This is a genomic window from Arthrobacter sp. Y3223166 (genome assembly GCF_059090935.1).
Genome location: NZ_JBNHGE010000004.1, coordinates 58,002 through 74,009 on the forward strand (window position 1 = coordinate 58,002; position 16,008 = coordinate 74,009).

Sequence of the window (16,008 nt, forward strand, 5' to 3'; positions counted from 1 at the left end):
GGGAATGGCAGCGAGCACGAGGGGAGGGACACCGCGGCGGCAACTGATGCAACAAGCAGCACACGACGTCTCATCCGCATCCTCCTCCGGCGTGTGCCTTCACACCCGGTGGGTGGTTGCATTAGTCGGGCTGACAGCGTGCGTCCGGCTGCCCTCTCGGGTGCCTGTCGGTTCGGCGGCGGCCTCCGGAGCTTCCCGCGCCCGCGTCCCGCGCAGCAGCGACGCCCGGCGCCGCCACACCGCCGCCGCATAGAGCACCGCGGCTGCCGCCGGCACCGCCGCCTGGACAGCCGGCGGCCACACCAGCACATGTGCGGCCAGCCACGGCGCCGCACCGAAGACCAGCAACAGGAAGGCGGCCATCGCCACAACTTCCCGCGAGGTCGGCACAATATGCAGTGTCCGGTGCACCTGGATCAGGCACAGGACATTTTTGAGTACAATCGCCGAGGCCCACGCTGCCGCCGCCCCGAAGATGCCAAGCACCGGGACCAGCAACAGGCAGAGCACCACATCGGCGGCCAGTGCCAGCGCGACGTTGATCAGCGACAGGCTGCTGCGTCCGGCCATCAACAGCAACACGTCCAGCGGTCCCATGGCCGCGCCAATCAGCATGGCGCAGGCCAGCAGTTGCAGGCTTCCGGCAGCGAGGGCGAAGGAGGAACCGAACAACAGTTCCAGGAGCCATTCGGCATAGGCAGCGATCAAGAGGTACACCGGCCAGGTCAGCATGACCGCCCACAGCGTCATCTTCCGTGCCACCATCTTGGCCTGGTCCGGCTGCCCGCGCGCGAGGAGCCGCGCAAGTTGCGGTTCGCTGACCTGTTGCATCGCGCTGGTGGCCATCTGGCCCACCACCAGGAATCGCGTGACGGCGGTGTACAGCGCGGCGGCCGACGGCCCGGCGAGCACCGTGACCAGCGCGATGTCCGCCCGCTGCAGCCCGACCTGCGCCAGCCGGGCCAAGCCGCGGGGGATCGTGAAGTTCCAAAATGCGGCGCGCGCAGCGTTGGCGCTGCTGGGACAGTCGATGACGGCTGCCGGCGAGGTGCCGGTGAGCGAGCCCGGATTCGCCCGCAGGATCCGCAGCAGCCCCGCGGCCGCGAGAACCAGCCCCAGCAGGTAGGGCGCCGTCCAGGCCAGGGCCAGCCCTACGGCGTCGGCACCTGATAAGCCTGCCAGCAGGACGCAGGCAAGCTGCAGGCAGGGGCGCAGCAGACGCTCGACGACGATCGTCGGCCGCATGTGCGCAAGTCCCCGCGAGACGGCCAGCAGAAGCTCGTACGTTGCGCCAATGGGCAGCGCGGCGGCGAAGACCACGATCACGTCCCGTGTCGCCGGCGCGCCTCCGAGCAGCTGTCCGAGCGGCCCGGCCAGCAGCATTCCGGCGGCCATCACGACCAGGCTGGCGGTCAGGGCGGCCAGCAGGCCTTCCACAACCAGCCGGCGGTTGTGCCTGCTCTCGGAGCGAGCGTTGTTCCATGCAATGGACCGGATGAGTCCCTGGTCCACGCCGAGTTGGCACAGTGCCAAGGCAATCAAAAACAGCGACGTCACGGCGAACAGGGAACCGGCGGTCTCCAAGTCCCAGAGCCGGGAGACCAGGACAATGAGCACGAAGTTTGCCCCGGCAGAGATCCCGCTCCCCAGGATGTTCACACTGCCGGAGCGTGCTATCCGGCGGACTGCGGCTTGGCCGTCGTCGTCATCCTGCCGGACGCGCCCGTTACCCTTGGCGAACACGGAAGACGCCACCGGTCAGCTGCGGGAGAGCGGCCGGGTGCGCTCGTCGACCCCCGTTGAGCCTGGCCCGTCGGCGGTGCTCCCGCCATCGACGGGTCCCCCTACCGGGACCGGTTCAAGGCTGGCCGCTTCCTGGCGTTGGGTCGCGGGCGGCGGCGGCGTGGCCCTGCGCCGCCTGGAACTCCGGCGGAGGAGCACCGATCCAAGCATGGCGGCACCACCATTGCCCAGCAGTTCGCGGGCCGCCGACGCTTCCATGGCTGTAGACCGGCCCTGTGCCGCGACCAACACCGCCTCACGGCAAGCGCGCATCAGCGAGCCGCCAGTGGCCGAGTCGGCGGTAGGTCCAACAACGAGCACTAAATCCGAGGCGTTCTGCAGGGTGGCCAGCACGGTGTCCAGGCCGCGGTGCTGGACCAGCGCCGACAGGCGTTGCGGCTCCCGCCCCGTTTCCAGCACCGCTACGTGCTCGGAAACCGGAACCAGGAGCGTCCGGGCTTCCGACGGCGGACGTTGGCCGTTCAAAAGCTCGCTCAAGCCATCCCTGGCCGCTGCACCGTCCTGCCCGGGGGCGGACGCCTTGCGATCAAGCGGCGCCGTGCCGTCCGCCATCACCACCACGGTGCGGAGACCGGCTTCCTCGAACGCCTGCGCCAGCCCTTCGGACACCTGCCGTGCCGCCGTTCCTTGCGAGAGACCGGCAAGCAGGACAGTGTTGTTCGGCAGGAACGTCACGCGCTGCAACGCGTTGCTCAGCCGGCGATAGTCGTCCAAGGCGGTCTCCGCGTTCCCCCCTGCCGCGAGCGCTTCCACCGTGCCGAGCACCGGACCTGTTCCTGCGGCAACAAGATCCGGTCCGTCAAGGATCCGCTGATGCAGATGCTCGCGCAAGAGGGCCAGCCCGACGCCCACTGCCACGGCCACAAGGACTATCCCCCCGGCAATCAGCAGCGGGTCCACGCCGTCAGGGACGGTGGGGAGGCTGGCCGGATCGATGATGTCTCCGGGATCCAAGGATCCTGCCTCCGCGTCCGAAGCCTCCAGCCTTATTTCCGCAAGCTGGTTGGCGTACAGGGAGACCTGCTGCTCGAGGTCCAGTACGGCCGCCTGGTCTGGTTTTTCCGCGGCCCGCGCCTCGTTTAGCGCGGCGGACGCCTGGTCCAGCAGCTGCGTCGCGGACGCGATCTGCTCATCGTGCATCGCCGATCGGGCCTCCAGTACGTCGGCGGCCCGGTCGCTGCGGTACTGCAGGTAGGCCTCGGCCAGCGCCCCGGCCACGGACTGGGCCTGGGCCGGTGAGTCAGCGGTGTAGGTGATGTGCACTACCTGGGAGTTGGACGGCACCTCCGTGGCGATGAGCTGCCCGGCATCTTCGCCGAGCGCATCTCCGACAGATTCCCTGGCGAGTCCGATCACGGCCTGCGTGTGGACCAGCCCGGCCTCGGTGGTTAACGCGGCGAGCTGCTCGTTTCGCGTCGGCGGCGTCGCCGGCGAGAAGGGATTGCCCGACAACGGTTCCAAGAAGACAACGCTGGTCGACGAATACTTGGGCACGCTGCCCGCAACATAGGCTCCGGCGCCAAGTACCCCCAGCAGCACCACGGCCAGCAGCAACAGCCAATGCCGGCGCATGGCACGGCCAAAGAATGCTGGGCGCGCCGATGAATCGTCCATGATTAAACCCCCAACTTTTGCCGGCCGGCTTCCGCCTCCGGCGTCCCCCAAAAGTTTTCCCCAAAAACGCCCGCCTCATGCCCCAAGCGGTGCGTCGTGCCCAGTCTTGCACAGAACCACAACGTGTGGAATAGCCTGCTGGGGCAAAAATTAACGCTTTCATCAATAGCGCCGATGCTTTCCCCGAAATCCTTGACAGGAATCAATGCCGCCGTGATTATTGGCAAATCTGGGGGCGAACGGCCGGCACAATTGCCGTGCCGCGGGGAACGGCTTCCAGCCATGGGGGAGTCGTGATGGGTATCAACATGTCAAGCGCTCGGCCGGCTGTAAAGCCGCGGGTGGATGCGGCAAAGCGGGAGGACAGCGGCGTGCGCCGCATGGCGCCACTCACCAAGCGGGGGGAGCACGGCGGCGCGCTGCAAGGGCGGCAACATCCGGCGGTCCTGATGCTCGGCGGATTCGGCCGCAGCGGGTCCACCCTGTTGGAACGTTGCCTGGCAGAATGCCCCGACGCCGTCGGCGTGGGCGAAGTGCTTCATCTGTGGGAACGGGGGCTGCGCGACGACGAGCTCTGTGGTTGCGGCCTGCCGTTCAGCCAGTGTGGTTTCTGGCAGCAGGTTGGCGAAGCTGCTTACGGCGGCTGGCCACGGGTGGATTCCATGCAGGCGATTCAGGACCGCTTCGCGGTCGTGCGGAACCGCTTCCTGCCGGAGCTGGCGTCCGGGCTGCCGCTGCCGGGACGCAGGAAGCCCCGGGAACGCCTCCTGCACCGGCTCGACTCCCTGTACGGGGCGATTGCCCAGGTCAGCGGTGCCGGTCTCATCATCGACTCCAGCAAACATCCCGCGTACGCATACTTGCTTCGTGCGGCCAAGGTGCGGCTTCGATGCGTGCTGGTGGTCCGGGACCCTCGCGGGGTGGCGTATTCATGGGCCAAGGTCGTGAGGCGTCCCGAGAGCACGGGCGCGGAGGCGCTGATGCCCCGGTACTCGACGGCTGCCGCGGTCACCCGCTGGACCCTGTATGGAGTCCTCTTCCACGCCCTGACGCTGCTGCGCGTACCGGTCATGACCGTGCACTATGAGGATTTCATGGCCAGGCCACGCGAAACAGTCCACGATGTCCTCCGATTCGCCGGCGTGAACGCCGGTGCGGCGATGGAACACATCAGCCCCGCGGAAGTGCAACTCGCTGCCCATCACACCGTGGCCGGCAACCCGATGCGGTTCCGCACCGGCGCGCTGCCCATCCGTTTGGATGAGGCTTGGCGGCGGCAGATGCCGGTGAGGGACCGGCGGATCGCCGCCGTGCTCAGCGCCCCGCTGCGCGCCGCCTATGCCGCGGCGCGCAGCGGAGCGAAGCTCAGATTCCGCGGCCGCGGGCGTTGAGTGCCCGGACCACCACCGGCGCCTTGACCAGCTTCAGCACCAGCGCCAGCGCAAGGTAGGCCCGCGGCTCCAGCAGGCTGCCGGCCAACGACCCGGCCGCCGTGCGCACGGCCTCCCTGCTGTTCCCCTGGGCGGCCAACGCGAACGCCCTCTGGCCCTGCATCCACGCCCGGCCGCGGCGGTCTGCCGCGATCGCCGGATGCTTGGCCATCAGATACTCCAGGCCGTCTGCCATCGCGTCCCAGCGTCGGGAAAAGTACGAACCGTCGGGGTGCCACAGCACGTCGGCCCCCACCTGCCCGAGTACTGCCACTTTCCCGTGCTGGGCTGCGCGCAGCAGCAAGTCATAGTCCTCGCCGTAGCCGTAGGGCAGATCCTCGTCCACCAACCCGACTCTCTCGAGCAGGTGCTCGCGCAGCAGGAGATAGGTCGACGGGTGCGCCCCGGTCAACCTGCTGCCGGTGAGCTGCCCGGCCGTGATCTCCCGGACGTTGGGGATGCGGACCAACCGCTTTTCTCCGTAGTGGACTTCGATGCCCGTGACACAGGCGGTGGCGGCCCGGTCGACCATGGTCTGCACCTGCCGCCTCAGTTTGTCCGGACGCCAGGCATCGTCGTCGTCGCAAAACGCCACCAGCGGTGCGTCGGCGGCGAGCAGGCCGGTGTTGCGCGAGCCGGCCAAGCCGGGAGTGCGCCGGTTTGACATCACCCGGACTTGGCGACGGGGTTCGGTTCTGGCCAGGGCCGGGTCCTCGGCGCACCGGTCGTGGACCACGGTCACACGGATGGCGCCTGGATAATCCTGGGCCATGACGCTGCCGATCGCCTGGCGGAGCAGTTCGGGCCGGTTGTGCGTGGCTATGACGACGTCGACGGCTGCATCGAGCTCCAGCCCGGTAGGTGTGTTCATGACGTCCTTCCCTCGTGTGAAAACCTTTGTTCGTGCCTGCGCTGGCTGCGTGCAGCCACGGCCGCGGCCAAGGCCAGTCCGGCCGCCAGGCTGGACCCGATCGCGGTGGGGAGCCCGGCGCGCTTGCTGCGGTCGGGCAGCACGGCCGGCCGGGAGATGTAGCCCGGTTCCGGGTCGTGGACGCTTAGCGCCGTCAGTTCTGCCTCAAGCTGCGCGTGTTGGCGGCTGAGCGTATTGACTCCCACGGCAGTGTTCGCAGGGGCCGTGCTCGACCGGTCGTGCATGCTGCGCTCGATGACCCGTTTCTGGGCGGCGATCGTTTCCGCCCGGTCCCGGGTGGTCGCCGCGAGCGATTCGCTGCGGACCTCAAGAAAGTTTTCGGCCAGGGCGGCGACGGCCCTGTACGCCGTCCGCGCCTCGGGCGCTGAGACGTAGAGCTGCAGGATCCGCGAGTTGACGACGGGCAAGATTGTGACGTCGTCCAACAGCCCGGCAGTACCTCCCGGGTAGTCCAAGCCGCGCGCAGTCTGCCCCAAGACCCGGTCAGAGAGCAACAACTGGACGGCGGAGTCGATGGAAACATCCACGACCAGGGCGTCGCTGAGGGCCAGGTCCGAGACCGCCACGACCACCACGTCGGTACGGGCGGTGTATTCGGGTTCCTTGGCGACATGTAGTCCCAGCCCGGCGGCCAGCATGGCGGCAATAACGGCGCAGCCGGTGCGCCAGTTGTCGCGCATCAGGCCGCGATACCTCAGTCCATGTCCGCGGTCCGGGGGCCGGGGCTGTGACTGCCGGTGCGGGTGTCGGTCGTGAATCTTCATGTTGGCCACCGCTATCTGCGCCAGCTCGGAGTGACGCCCAGCAGCCGGGCGAGTCGTTCGTCGTCGTCAACGAAATCGTCGCGGAGTTGCCTGCGCAATCGCTCCGGCATCGGCCGGCTGGGACGGGAATTGGAATGCACGGCCGCGGGTGGGCGCCAATCCGGCAGCCCGAGGTGCTCCAGCAACCTGTCCCACTGCGGCAGCCCCGGCTGGAAAAAGTCGTCGGCGTCCAGCACCAGTACGTGCTCCCGCCCTACGGCGTCGAACATGCGCTCCAGTTGTGCCGCGTACCGGCCACGGGCACGGTAGGCGTGATGCTGGTGCGCGAACGACTGATAGCCCGGGTCGGCGACGATCCGTTCTTCTTCACCGGCCAGGCGCCCCGGTTCGGCTGCCAGCGCTTCGGCGAAGCCAAGGGTCTCGAATCCCCGGCCGTGCTCCTGCTTGTGAGCGGAGAACGCCCGCTCGGCCGGGTCGCGCAGCAGCACGATAATTTTCACCGGCCCCAGCACTTGTGCGATCCGTCCGGGTGCCAGCGGGTGGAAGAGGTAGTACGGGCTGGCTTCGCCGGTGATCTCCTGCCCACGCGCGCGGCGCAGGGGAAAATGTGCGGCATAGAACCGCGGCCCCCGCCGGAACCGGTCCGCGGTGTCGAAGAAGTGAATGCCCTTGTTGAGGAGCGGCGGGCGCACGCCGGGGTGCTGGGTTAACATGCGGAACAGGCTGGTGGTGGCGCAGCGTTGGGCGCCGGCGATCAGGAATGACGGACGCATCCGGAATTCGGCGCTGAGCCGGCCCACCGACGTGGCCGCGGTACGTGCAGCAGAGCGGGCGGAACCGTTGAGCCGTTCGGTCAGGGTCATCGGTCTCTCATTTCTTGCCGAGGGTGGTGAGGGCGGGATGCTCCAGCCGGTCTGCCAGCACCCGCTGGTGCCAGCGTGCCAACGGGCGGACCGCAGCCCCGTCAGGAGTCATACTGTCGAGAGTGAACCGGGCCGTGATGGTCAGCAGGTAGCCCAGTACCAGCGCGTCCAGTACCGCGGGGTCGCGGGCGGGGTCCGGCCCGGCGCTGCGGGCGACTGCCTGTGCCAGCGCCGGACGGCAGTCGACGCCGAGAGAGCTGCGCGCGGCGGCCATCTGGTCGACCGCCCGCAACACCGGGTGGACCAGGTAATGAACGACGTCGCTGCCCAGCGGGACGTCGTGAGCGTACCGTTCCCAGTCCCAGACCAGGGGCGCTCCGGCGGTGGCAGCCAGATTCCAGGCGCCGAAGTCGCCGTGCCACGCTCCGAGGGGCACGTCCAGGCCTGCAAAGCGCTCGCCGTAGGCATCGGCCAGCTCCGGCAGCACGCTCTCGCTCGTGCCGTGCAGCGTCGTCAGCTCCCGCCGCAGCCCGGTGAACCAAGGGCCCGACTCGGCGGGGCAGGATCCGATGGTACCGGTTGCAGCGATAGCGGCCGCCGCCGCAACCGGGACCCCGTTCTGTACCCGCCGCCTGTCGGCGCGCAGGGCGGTCATCAGCAAGACCGCGTTGCCGCGCCAGTTGCCGTGGTGAATCACCTCGGGCACCGCGAAAGAGGCCGACCGGTGACTGGCCAAAGCGCGCAGCGCGCTGTGCTCATGGTCCACGAGGGCGTTCGTCAAGCCGTTGAGTCCCACCTTGGCGAATCCAATCTCCCGCCCGTCTGCCGTGTGGACGTTCAAGACCGGTTTCCGGTTCGCCCTCGCGGAGCCTACGGAGAGGGACAGCATCACCGGGGCGCCGACGACGTCGGCCAAGTAGTCGCTGATGGATCCGGACCCGGGGGAGACGTTCAGCCCGTAGGGCATCAGTGCCCCGCCGACCGATGACGCCAGCAGCTTGGCGAGCAGCCACCGCTGCGCCGAACGGCTGAACGAGTCATTGGCGCTGGGGCGGTTTACCGCGTCTGCTGCCGCCGCCCTGGAGTGGGCCGGCACCAGCAGGCGCGGCCGTCGCGGGCCGGGCACCAGGCGAAAGGCGTGCCGTCCGGGCCCGACGGGGCCGACGCTGACGCTCGAATCCGGGAACAACTGCTCCACGGTGGACATCAGGTCCTCCAGCGCCGGGCTGTTGCGGATTGTTTTCATGAAACCGGCTCTTTCGTTGGCTGCTTCCGGCGGGTGGCCAAAGGGGGATGGGGCGGAGGCTGCTGCTCCAGTTCCCGCCGCCACAGCAGGCCGATGCCGATCATCAGGGTCATCAGCGGGGCGGCGATGGTGTCGTAGAACGGCAGCACGCAGAGGAAAAAGAGGAAGACGTAGAGCATGGCGGCCGAGTCCCGGTCACGTGTCCGCAGCGAGGGCAAATACCTCCGGAAGATGAACCAGAGGAACAGGAACGCACCGAGTACCCCCGTGCAGAAGATGAGGTACCAGAGCGCACCTTGGGTGCCCAGCTGCGGCGGCGAACACTGGCTGCAATCCGCGGTTGCGCCGGCCGCGATGGAGTAAAAGTTGTTCTGTTGGGTCCGCGGGGCGCCGAAGCCGATGACGGGCGAATGTTCCAGCATGGTGGAGATGCTTCGCTTGGCCAGATTGAACCTGCCCTGGTTGCTGTGTGGATTTTCCAGGCGTGCCTGCACCAGGTAGCCCAAAGGAGTCAGCAGCACCGCCATCAAAGCGGCCACGAAGGCGGCGGCCATCGCAATGAGAACCACCACTTTGCCGCGCACCGCCATCCGTATCCCGGCCGCCAGGGCCAGGACGGCGAGACCGAGCCACAGCGCGCGGTTGAGCGAAAAGACAACCGGCGGCACCGAAGCCACCAATACCGCGGCCCAGAGCGCGCGCTGCCACCAATTCCGCACGTACGCGTAGGAGAGCATAAAGAACGGCAGGAACATGCCGAAGTTTGCGCCCCAGGAATTCGCATACTCGAACGGTGCCTTCGGCCGCGGGTTGTCGAATCCCAGAATGCCCTGCACTTGGGCCAGGCCGGGGTGGATCAGGCCGTTCAGGAACGCGTTCGAGGCCAGCTGGGCCGGCAGTACCGCCTCCAGGAGTGACGGAAAGTCCAGCCGCGACAGGAACTGTCCGGCATATCCGCCGAGGACGGTGATGACGAACATCCATGCCATCAGCAGCACGATGCGCCTGCGGGGAAGTTCCCGCTCGGAGGTGTTGCCGATGTAAAGCATGACGATGGTTACCGCCACAAACCACGCCATGCGGTAGGCCCACGGCAGGAGGCGCACGGGTCCTTCTTCGGGCAGCAGCCCGGGGACGGGAATCCAGAGCACGACGACGCCGATGGCAGCCACCGCCAGGAACAACCACCAGATCCCGAAACCGTGCGGGAGCAGCACTGCGCGCCGTCGCAGCAGGTGATAGCCCAGGGGAGCTGCCATCAGCAGGAAACCCAGCACCCCGAATCCCAGGAGCCACCACACGGGAAAACCGGCAAAGAACAGCACGAAGGGCCACGCATGCAGCGCCACCCGATTTTTTGCCCCCAACATCAAGATGCCCCCTGTGCCGTTATTTACCAGGACCATTCCCAGCCGTAAGCGCCCTCGAAACCGCCCATCCGGAACGAAGCCGAGCCGTTGCCCTCCGGGACATCCAGGATGATCAGCCCCTCGGCGTCACCGCCGGGATTCACCGGGTTGGGCAGCAGATCGGCCTCGGGCACGCAGCCCGCGCTGTTGCCGACTGGATCCACCACCTGTTCGCCGTCGCCGTCCCAGGCACGGAAGTCGTGCACCGACATGGCGAAATAGGGCCAGCCGGATTCCGGCAGCTCGGGGTGGGCCTTCACCGAGAAATGGATGGCAACGAATTGCCCGTTGATGCTCGGCAGGGCGGTGTCCGCCGTGCAGGTGAAATCGGCTTGGATTTCACTGGCCTCCATCTCGGCGAACTTCTTGCCGGTTGGTTCGCCGAGCACTCCCGCCTCGCCGACTTCCGCCGGCAGGTTGCCGTGGTCGTTAAGGTCGAGTTCAGCCAGTGGATCCTTTGAGGCGGCAGCGTCAGGCTTGTCCTTCTTGGCGGCTGGGTCAGGCGTTTTTTTCTTGGCGGCATCTGCCGTGGCCGAGGGCGACGGTTTCGCCGTCGCCTCCTTCTTGTTGCCGCTGCCGGGCTGTGTTGCCTTGGCCGGAGTCCCGCTTGCCCTGCCGCCCACAGTGGGCAGGTCGGCCGCCGCTGGATCGGCACCACCGCTGCACGCGGATAAGGCCACAACCAGGCCGAGCGCGGCACAGCCACGGGCCATCGTTCGTTTCATTCTTCCCCCCAGATGAACCTCAAGAACGAGGCTGGCGTACCCCAGAGCGAACGCGCCGGGGAACGAAGCTGACCCGATCGTATGGCCTTCATGTGGGAAGAAAAAGGTTTCAAATACCCGACTCTTCCCCACACCGTTACCGGGGTGGGAAAGACCGGGTATTCGACCCGTAGCGGACAAGGGGAATTCGAGTAGTGCGAAAGAAGAACTGGTAGCCGCAGGCCCCCGCCGAGTGTTTCCCGTTTGTTTGATCCCCGGCAATATTGGTGCAGCCTAGGGTCTTTTCTTTGATCCCGATTTGCATGTCCGGGATACCGAATGAGGGGCCGCAGCTATTCCGCCGCGAAAGCGGAAACGGGGGAGAACAGGAATAAACAATGCGAAGACTCTTATCCATATTTACGGGACTACTGCTGGTCGCCGGCATGGGATTGGCAACGCCCGGGGCGGCCGTGGCCGCCGACGTTAGCCACACCCAGGTGGTGCGGGCGAACCCGGTCAACTACACGCCGCACGTGCTCGACGGCATCGTGTTCTCCATCGCGGAAGCGGGGGACATGATCATCCTTGGCGGCTCGTTCACGCGGGTGCAGGCGAGCACGGGAGGCCCGGAACTGGTCCGCAACCGCATCGTCGCGTTCAACAAGAACACCGGCGCGATCAGCAACTCGTTCGCACCGGACTTCAACAGCACGGTCCGCAGCGTGGTGGCATCCGCGGACGGGCAGTCCGTGTACGTCGGCGGGCAGTTCGGAACCTTGAACGGGGCCAGCGTGCAGAAGGTCACCAGGCTCTCGGTGAGCAACGGGGCCCGCGTCACCGGCTTCAATCCGGGGCAGATCAACTCGGTCGTGCACGACATGAAGTTGGTGGGGAACCGGCTGTTCATCGGGGGTGAGTTCGACAGCATTGGCGGGCAGCAACGCAGCAAGCTAGCCGAGCTGGATGCATCGTCCGGCGCGCTGCGTCCCACCGTGAACTTCGAATTCGTCGGCGGCGCGACAGGCACCGGCGACGCCGGGATCAACGTCTTCGTGCACAAGTTCGACACCACCCCGGACGGGAACACCATGTTCATCACCGGGCACTTCGCCACCGTCAACGGGGCGGATCGAAACCAGATCGCGAAAATCAATCTCGCCGGTGCGACTGCTACGGTGGACCAAAACTGGCACACGGACCGCTACGATGCCCGCTGCAACTTCCAGCGGGCTTACTATGTGAACGATCTGGACTTCGCCCCGGACGGGTCAAACCTGGCAGTCTCGACATTTGGCGGCTATGGCTCCGGTCCGCCCAGCCTCTGCGACAGCATCGCGCGCTGGGACACCGCCGCCTCCGGCCAGCAGCTCGACCCGACCTGGATCAACTGGGTCGGCGGCGACAGCATCTATGCCCTGGAGCATGTCGGCGCGCACATCTACTTCGGCGGGCACAACCGCTGGACGAACAATCCGTTCGTGGGTGACGCGGCGGGACCCGGTGCGGAAGTCCGCGAAGGCATTGGCGTCATCAGTTCCGCCAACGGCATGGCCTTGGCGTGGAATCCCGGACGTGACCGCGGTCGTGGAGTCTTCGACCTGCTGGCCACGGCCACCGGCCTGTGGGTCGGGTCCGACACCGATCGCATCGCCAACTCCCAGTACCGGGCCAGAATCGCGCATTTCCCGCTGGCAGGCGGCTATGCGGCGGCTACGGCAAGCGCACCGCGGCTTCCCGTGGATGTCCTGAAGTCGGGATCCGGCGCTGTCCAGCAGGTCTACTTCGACGGCCGCAGGGCCACTCCGGTCACCGGGGTGCCCTCCGGCAACGTGGACTGGGCCAATGTCCGCGGCGGCTTCGTGGCCGGCGGTTCGCTCTACCTGGCCATGGCCAACGGGACCATGGAAAAGCGGTCCTTCAACGGAACGCAGATGGGCGCGGCCGAGCAGGTCAACCTGCGGAACCTGGACAGGACCGACCTGGCCACGTTCGGCCGGCAGACCTCCAGCTACAAACTGGCCAACCTGGGCCAGGAGCTGCAGGGCATGACCGGCCTGTTCTACTCCAACGGACGGATGTACTACACCGTCCAGGGCCAGCCCAACCTGTACATGCGGTATTTCGAACTGGACACCGGCACCATCGGCGCCCAGCAGCACGTCATCACCGGCGCAGCCGCCGGCGTGGACTGGCGCAACGTGAGCGGCATGTTCCTGGCCGGAAACACCCTGTACTGGGCCTCCGCCAACGGCAACCTCAATGCGGTGAACTGGACCGAACCCGTCGGCCGCGATGGCCGGGTGTCCGGCACCACCGCGGCGGTCAGCGGCCCGGGCCTGGACGGCGCCAACTGGGCCGCCCGGTCGCTGATCGCACGAACCAGCACGTCCGCTCCGCCGCAGAACCAGGCGCCGGTCGCGTCGTTCACGGCGGAGTGCAACGGGTTGAGCTGCGTCTTTGACGGCTCGGGGTCATCCGATCCTGACGGTACGATCGCATCTCATGCCTGGCGGGTCGCGGGCGGACCTTCGGCCACGGGCGAGGTGTTCTCGCACACCTTCACCGCGGCTGGCAGTTACGGGGTGACCCTGACGGTGACGGATGCCGCCGGTGCAACCGCGTCGGTGACCCGGACGGTGACCGTATCGGGTTCCTCGCAGCCGCCTCCCTCTGCCAGGGTTGCGTTCGTGGGTTCGGTGGCAAGCTCCAACACCGGATCGGCCATGAACCACAGCGTCCAGTTGCCGGCGCAGGTAGCGGCCGGCGACGTGCTGGTCGCGGCGTTCTCGGCGAACTCGGCCACGGTCGGCCTGACGCCGCCGGCCGGGTGGACCCTGGCTGCGGAGGTAGGGACGACGTCCATGCGCTCGGTGCTGTACTCGAAGGTTGCCACGGCGCAGGATGCCGGGGCGACGGTGACGGTACGCACCGCCGACTGGGCGCGTGGTTCGCTGGCGGTCTCGGCCTACCGCGGGGCACAGATCAGTGCCGCGTCCTTCGGGTTCGAGCGGGAAACCGTGAGCCGGGCAACCCACACCACTCCGGTGATGACTGCCGCGGCCGGTGACTGGGTTCTGTCGTACTGGGCGGATAAGACCGCTTCGACGACGTCCTGGACGGCACCTGCCGGTGTGACGGTCCGCCAGACCGGCGCCGGGACGGGCACCGGACACCTGAGCTGGCTGGTCGCCGACAGCAACGGCCCGGTGTCCGGTACCAGGGCCGGTGGCCTGACCGCTACCGCTGACAGCGCCACCGCCAACGCCGTCATGGGCACCATCGTCATCCGCCCGGCGACGCCGTAGCAACAACTGGCAGCAAACAGACCCCGCCGGCTCACCAGCCGGCGGGGTCTGCCTATGTCAATAGGCCGTCGTCCGCCTCGATGGCCGAAAGGGCGATGTCCTTGTAGCCGACCGATTCGAACAGGATCGTGATGCGGTCCGGCTGGGTGCCCATGACGATGCCGGGCCCCCACTCGCGGTGCTTCACCGGACGCTGGATCTCGTAGCCCTCCGGCATCTCCGCTTCCCGCGCTTCAACCTCCGTTTCGGACGTAGCCTCGCAGTTGTCGCAATTGCCGCAGTAGCCGTCCGTCTCCTCGCCGAAGTAGTTCAGCAACCAGTCGCGGCGGCAATGATCCGTCTCGGCGTAGCCGCGGGCCATTTCAATCCGCGACTCGTCGATCCGGTGCCGCGCGTCGGCTTCTGCCAGTGCCTTTTCCGCGGCGGAAGCGGGGTCCGCGCCGCCGACCGCCCGGTAGCCCTTGCGGTTCACGGTGATGCTGCCGCTGTGCTCCAGGAAGTTGAGCAGGCGGGATTGTTTCCGCTGCGACAGGCCGGTGTGTTCGCGCAGCGCCGCGGGCCGGAGGGGGCCGTGGTCCCGGACGGCGTTGAAGACACCCGCGAGCTCATCGGGGTCGGGGGCGCCGCCGGCGAAGAACCGCTGCAGGCCCAGGTCCTCGGACCGATAGTGCAAGATGGTCCGCGCCGGTTCGCCGTCCCGGCCTGCGCGGCCGATCTCCTGGTAGTAACTGTCCAGCGAATCCGGGATGTCGGCGTGAACCACGAACCGCACATCCGGCTTGTCGATACCCATGCCGAAGGCGGAGGTAGCCACGACCACGTCCACCCCGTTCGCCTGGAAACGCTCATGGATCGCCTCCCGGTCCGCGGCCGTCCGGCCCGCGTGGTAGGCGTCGGTCCGCAGGCCGCGCTCGGCCAGCTCGGCGGCGTATCTCTCGGTGTCCCTGCGGGTGGCCGTGTACAGCAGGCCGGGCCCGCCGAGTTCTGCCACCTGGTCCACCACGGCCCGCCGCTTGCCGCCGTCCTCGTGATGCCGCAGGACCTGAAGGTGCAGGTTCGGCCGGTCGAAACTCTGCACGTTGATGAACGGGTCGCGCATGCCCAGCCGGTCGACGATCTCCGTCCGCGTGTGCGGTGATGCGGTGGCGGTCAGCGCGACGACCGGCGGGTGCCCCAGCCGCTTCACCACCGAGGTCAGCATCAGGTAGTCGGGCCGGAAATCGTGTCCCCAGGACGAGATGCAGTGTGCCTCGTCCACCACCAACAGCGAGATGTCCTGTTCGGCCAACCGCCGCAGGGTCTCTTCGCGGGCCAGTTGTTCGGGCGCCAGGAACAGGAACTTCGCCTCCCCGCCGGCCACCGCGTCCCACGCCGCCCGTTCCGCGGAGGACCTCACGTGCGAATTCACCGCGAAGGCCCGCTGCGCGCCCAGATCGCCGTTGATGGCATCCACCTGGTCGTGCTGCAGCGCAATCAGCGGAGAAATCACGACGGCGGTGCCCGGCAACGCCACGGCAGGAACCTGATAGATGGCGGACTTTCCGTGCCCGGAGGGCATCACGGCCAGGACGTCCTCACCGCGGGCGGCCGCCGCCATGGCGTCCAACTGCCCCTCGCGGAGCAGGTCCCAGCCGAAGGATTCTTCGGCCACCCTGCGCAATTCGTCGTGGTCGGGCGTCTGGGAATGTTCGGGCATCAGGCTCCTAGTGACTCGGGCCGGCTGGCGGCCTGGCGTCTTTCCTTTGTACAGAGAGAGAGACCGGCTGCCAAGAGGGCACTCGGAGCAGACGAGGGGATGCCCGGTGTCGGGATTGGTTGCGATCGCGGAAGGTTTCCGTCAAATATGACGCAGGAACGGCTTAAGATTCACCAAAAAATCCTCGTCGCCGCCCAGGGGAGCGTTGCGTGAGCTTTGGCTCAGCCGTACCGGGTTAGA

Annotated in this window: 11 protein-coding genes; 2 read left to right on the top strand and 9 right to left on the bottom strand. The window is 67.4% G+C overall.

Annotation, left to right across the window (positions count from 1 at the left end):
- Positions 1-99: 99 nt before the first annotated feature.
- Both AC5RUH_RS03935 and AC5RUH_RS03940 read right to left on the bottom strand, forming a co-directional pair.
- On the bottom strand, positions 100-1,743 hold the full coding sequence (locus AC5RUH_RS03935; RefSeq protein ID WP_494127933.1) for a lipopolysaccharide biosynthesis protein: 1,644 nt from the start codon (positions 1,741-1,743) through the stop codon (positions 100-102).
- 15 nt (positions 1,744-1,758) lie between these two features.
- Positions 1,759-3,417 (bottom strand): P-loop NTPase family protein, encoded by a 1,659-nt coding sequence (locus tag AC5RUH_RS03940; protein ID WP_494127934.1) that lies wholly within the window; start codon positions 3,415-3,417, stop codon positions 1,759-1,761.
- Between the two features lie 380 nt (positions 3,418-3,797).
- Between AC5RUH_RS03940 and AC5RUH_RS03945 the strand changes: the two genes are divergently transcribed.
- Positions 3,798-4,808, top strand: a complete 1,011-nt coding sequence (locus AC5RUH_RS03945; protein ID WP_494127935.1) for a sulfotransferase domain-containing protein — start codon at positions 3,798-3,800, stop codon at positions 4,806-4,808.
- Here AC5RUH_RS03945 and AC5RUH_RS03950 read toward each other — a convergent pair.
- The 6 genes from AC5RUH_RS03950 to AC5RUH_RS03975 all read right to left on the bottom strand — a co-directional run bounded on the left by AC5RUH_RS03950 (position 4,783) and on the right by AC5RUH_RS03975 (position 10,917).
- The gene (locus tag AC5RUH_RS03950) at positions 4,783-5,718 is read right to left on the bottom strand and encodes a glycosyltransferase family 2 protein (protein WP_494127936.1); all 936 of its coding nucleotides are present in this window, start codon (positions 5,716-5,718) and stop codon (positions 4,783-4,785) included. The genes AC5RUH_RS03945 and AC5RUH_RS03950 overlap by 26 nt on opposite strands.
- Entirely contained in the window at positions 5,715-6,458 is a 744-nt protein-coding gene (locus tag AC5RUH_RS03955) for a hypothetical protein (protein WP_494127937.1), read from the bottom strand. The genes AC5RUH_RS03950 and AC5RUH_RS03955 overlap by 4 nt, the downstream gene beginning before the upstream one ends.
- A 95-nt stretch (positions 6,459-6,553) precedes the next feature.
- Positions 6,554-7,405: a sulfotransferase gene (locus AC5RUH_RS03960; RefSeq protein ID WP_494127938.1), complete on the bottom strand. Its 852-nt coding sequence runs from the start codon at positions 7,403-7,405 to the stop codon at positions 6,554-6,556.
- Positions 7,406-7,412: 7 nt separating this feature from the next.
- Complete coding sequence (locus tag AC5RUH_RS03965; protein ID WP_494127939.1) at positions 7,413-8,651, bottom strand: hypothetical protein; 1,239 nt, start codon at positions 8,649-8,651, stop codon at positions 7,413-7,415.
- Positions 8,648-10,000, bottom strand: a complete 1,353-nt coding sequence (locus AC5RUH_RS03970) for an O-antigen ligase family protein (RefSeq protein ID WP_494127940.1) — start codon at positions 9,998-10,000, stop codon at positions 8,648-8,650. Before AC5RUH_RS03970 ends, AC5RUH_RS03965 begins: the two co-directional genes overlap by 4 nt.
- 44 nt (positions 10,001-10,044) lie before the next feature.
- Complete coding sequence (locus AC5RUH_RS03975; protein WP_494100710.1) at positions 10,045-10,917, bottom strand: hypothetical protein; 873 nt, start codon at positions 10,915-10,917, stop codon at positions 10,045-10,047.
- Positions 10,918-11,162: 245 nt separating this feature from the next.
- Between AC5RUH_RS03975 and AC5RUH_RS03980 the strand changes: the two genes are divergently transcribed.
- A complete protein-coding gene (locus AC5RUH_RS03980; protein ID WP_494100709.1) occupies positions 11,163-14,072 on the top strand; it encodes a PKD domain-containing protein in 2,910 nt (969 codons plus the stop codon).
- A gap of 52 nt (positions 14,073-14,124) precedes the next feature.
- Here AC5RUH_RS03980 and AC5RUH_RS03985 read toward each other — a convergent pair whose 3' ends face one another.
- On the bottom strand, positions 14,125-15,768 hold the full coding sequence (locus tag AC5RUH_RS03985) for a RecQ family ATP-dependent DNA helicase (RefSeq protein WP_494100708.1): 1,644 nt from the start codon (positions 15,766-15,768) through the stop codon (positions 14,125-14,127).
- Positions 15,769-16,008: the final 240 nt, after the last annotated feature.

Excerpts from the sequence above, each read along its gene's own strand:
- AC5RUH_RS03940 (WP_494127934.1), bottom strand. The coding sequence starts at position 3,417 with ATGGACGATTCATCGGCGCGCCCAGCATTCTTTGGCCGTGCCATGCGC.
- AC5RUH_RS03945 (WP_494127935.1), top strand. The coding sequence starts at position 3,798 with ATGGCGCCACTCACCAAGCGGGGGGAGCACGGCGGCGCGCTGCAAGGG.
- AC5RUH_RS03950 (WP_494127936.1), bottom strand. The coding sequence starts at position 5,718 with ATGAACACACCTACCGGGCTGGAGCTCGATGCAGCCGTCGACGTCGTC.
- AC5RUH_RS03955 (WP_494127937.1), bottom strand. The coding sequence starts at position 6,458 with ATGCGCGACAACTGGCGCACCGGCTGCGCCGTTATTGCCGCCATGCTG.
- AC5RUH_RS03960 (WP_494127938.1), bottom strand. The coding sequence starts at position 7,405 with ATGACCCTGACCGAACGGCTCAACGGTTCCGCCCGCTCTGCTGCACGT.
- AC5RUH_RS03965 (WP_494127939.1), bottom strand. The coding sequence starts at position 8,651 with ATGAAAACAATCCGCAACAGCCCGGCGCTGGAGGACCTGATGTCCACC.
- AC5RUH_RS03980 (WP_494100709.1), top strand. The coding sequence starts at position 11,163 with ATGCGAAGACTCTTATCCATATTTACGGGACTACTGCTGGTCGCCGGC.
- AC5RUH_RS03985 (WP_494100708.1), bottom strand. The coding sequence starts at position 15,768 with ATGCCCGAACATTCCCAGACGCCCGACCACGACGAATTGCGCAGGGTG.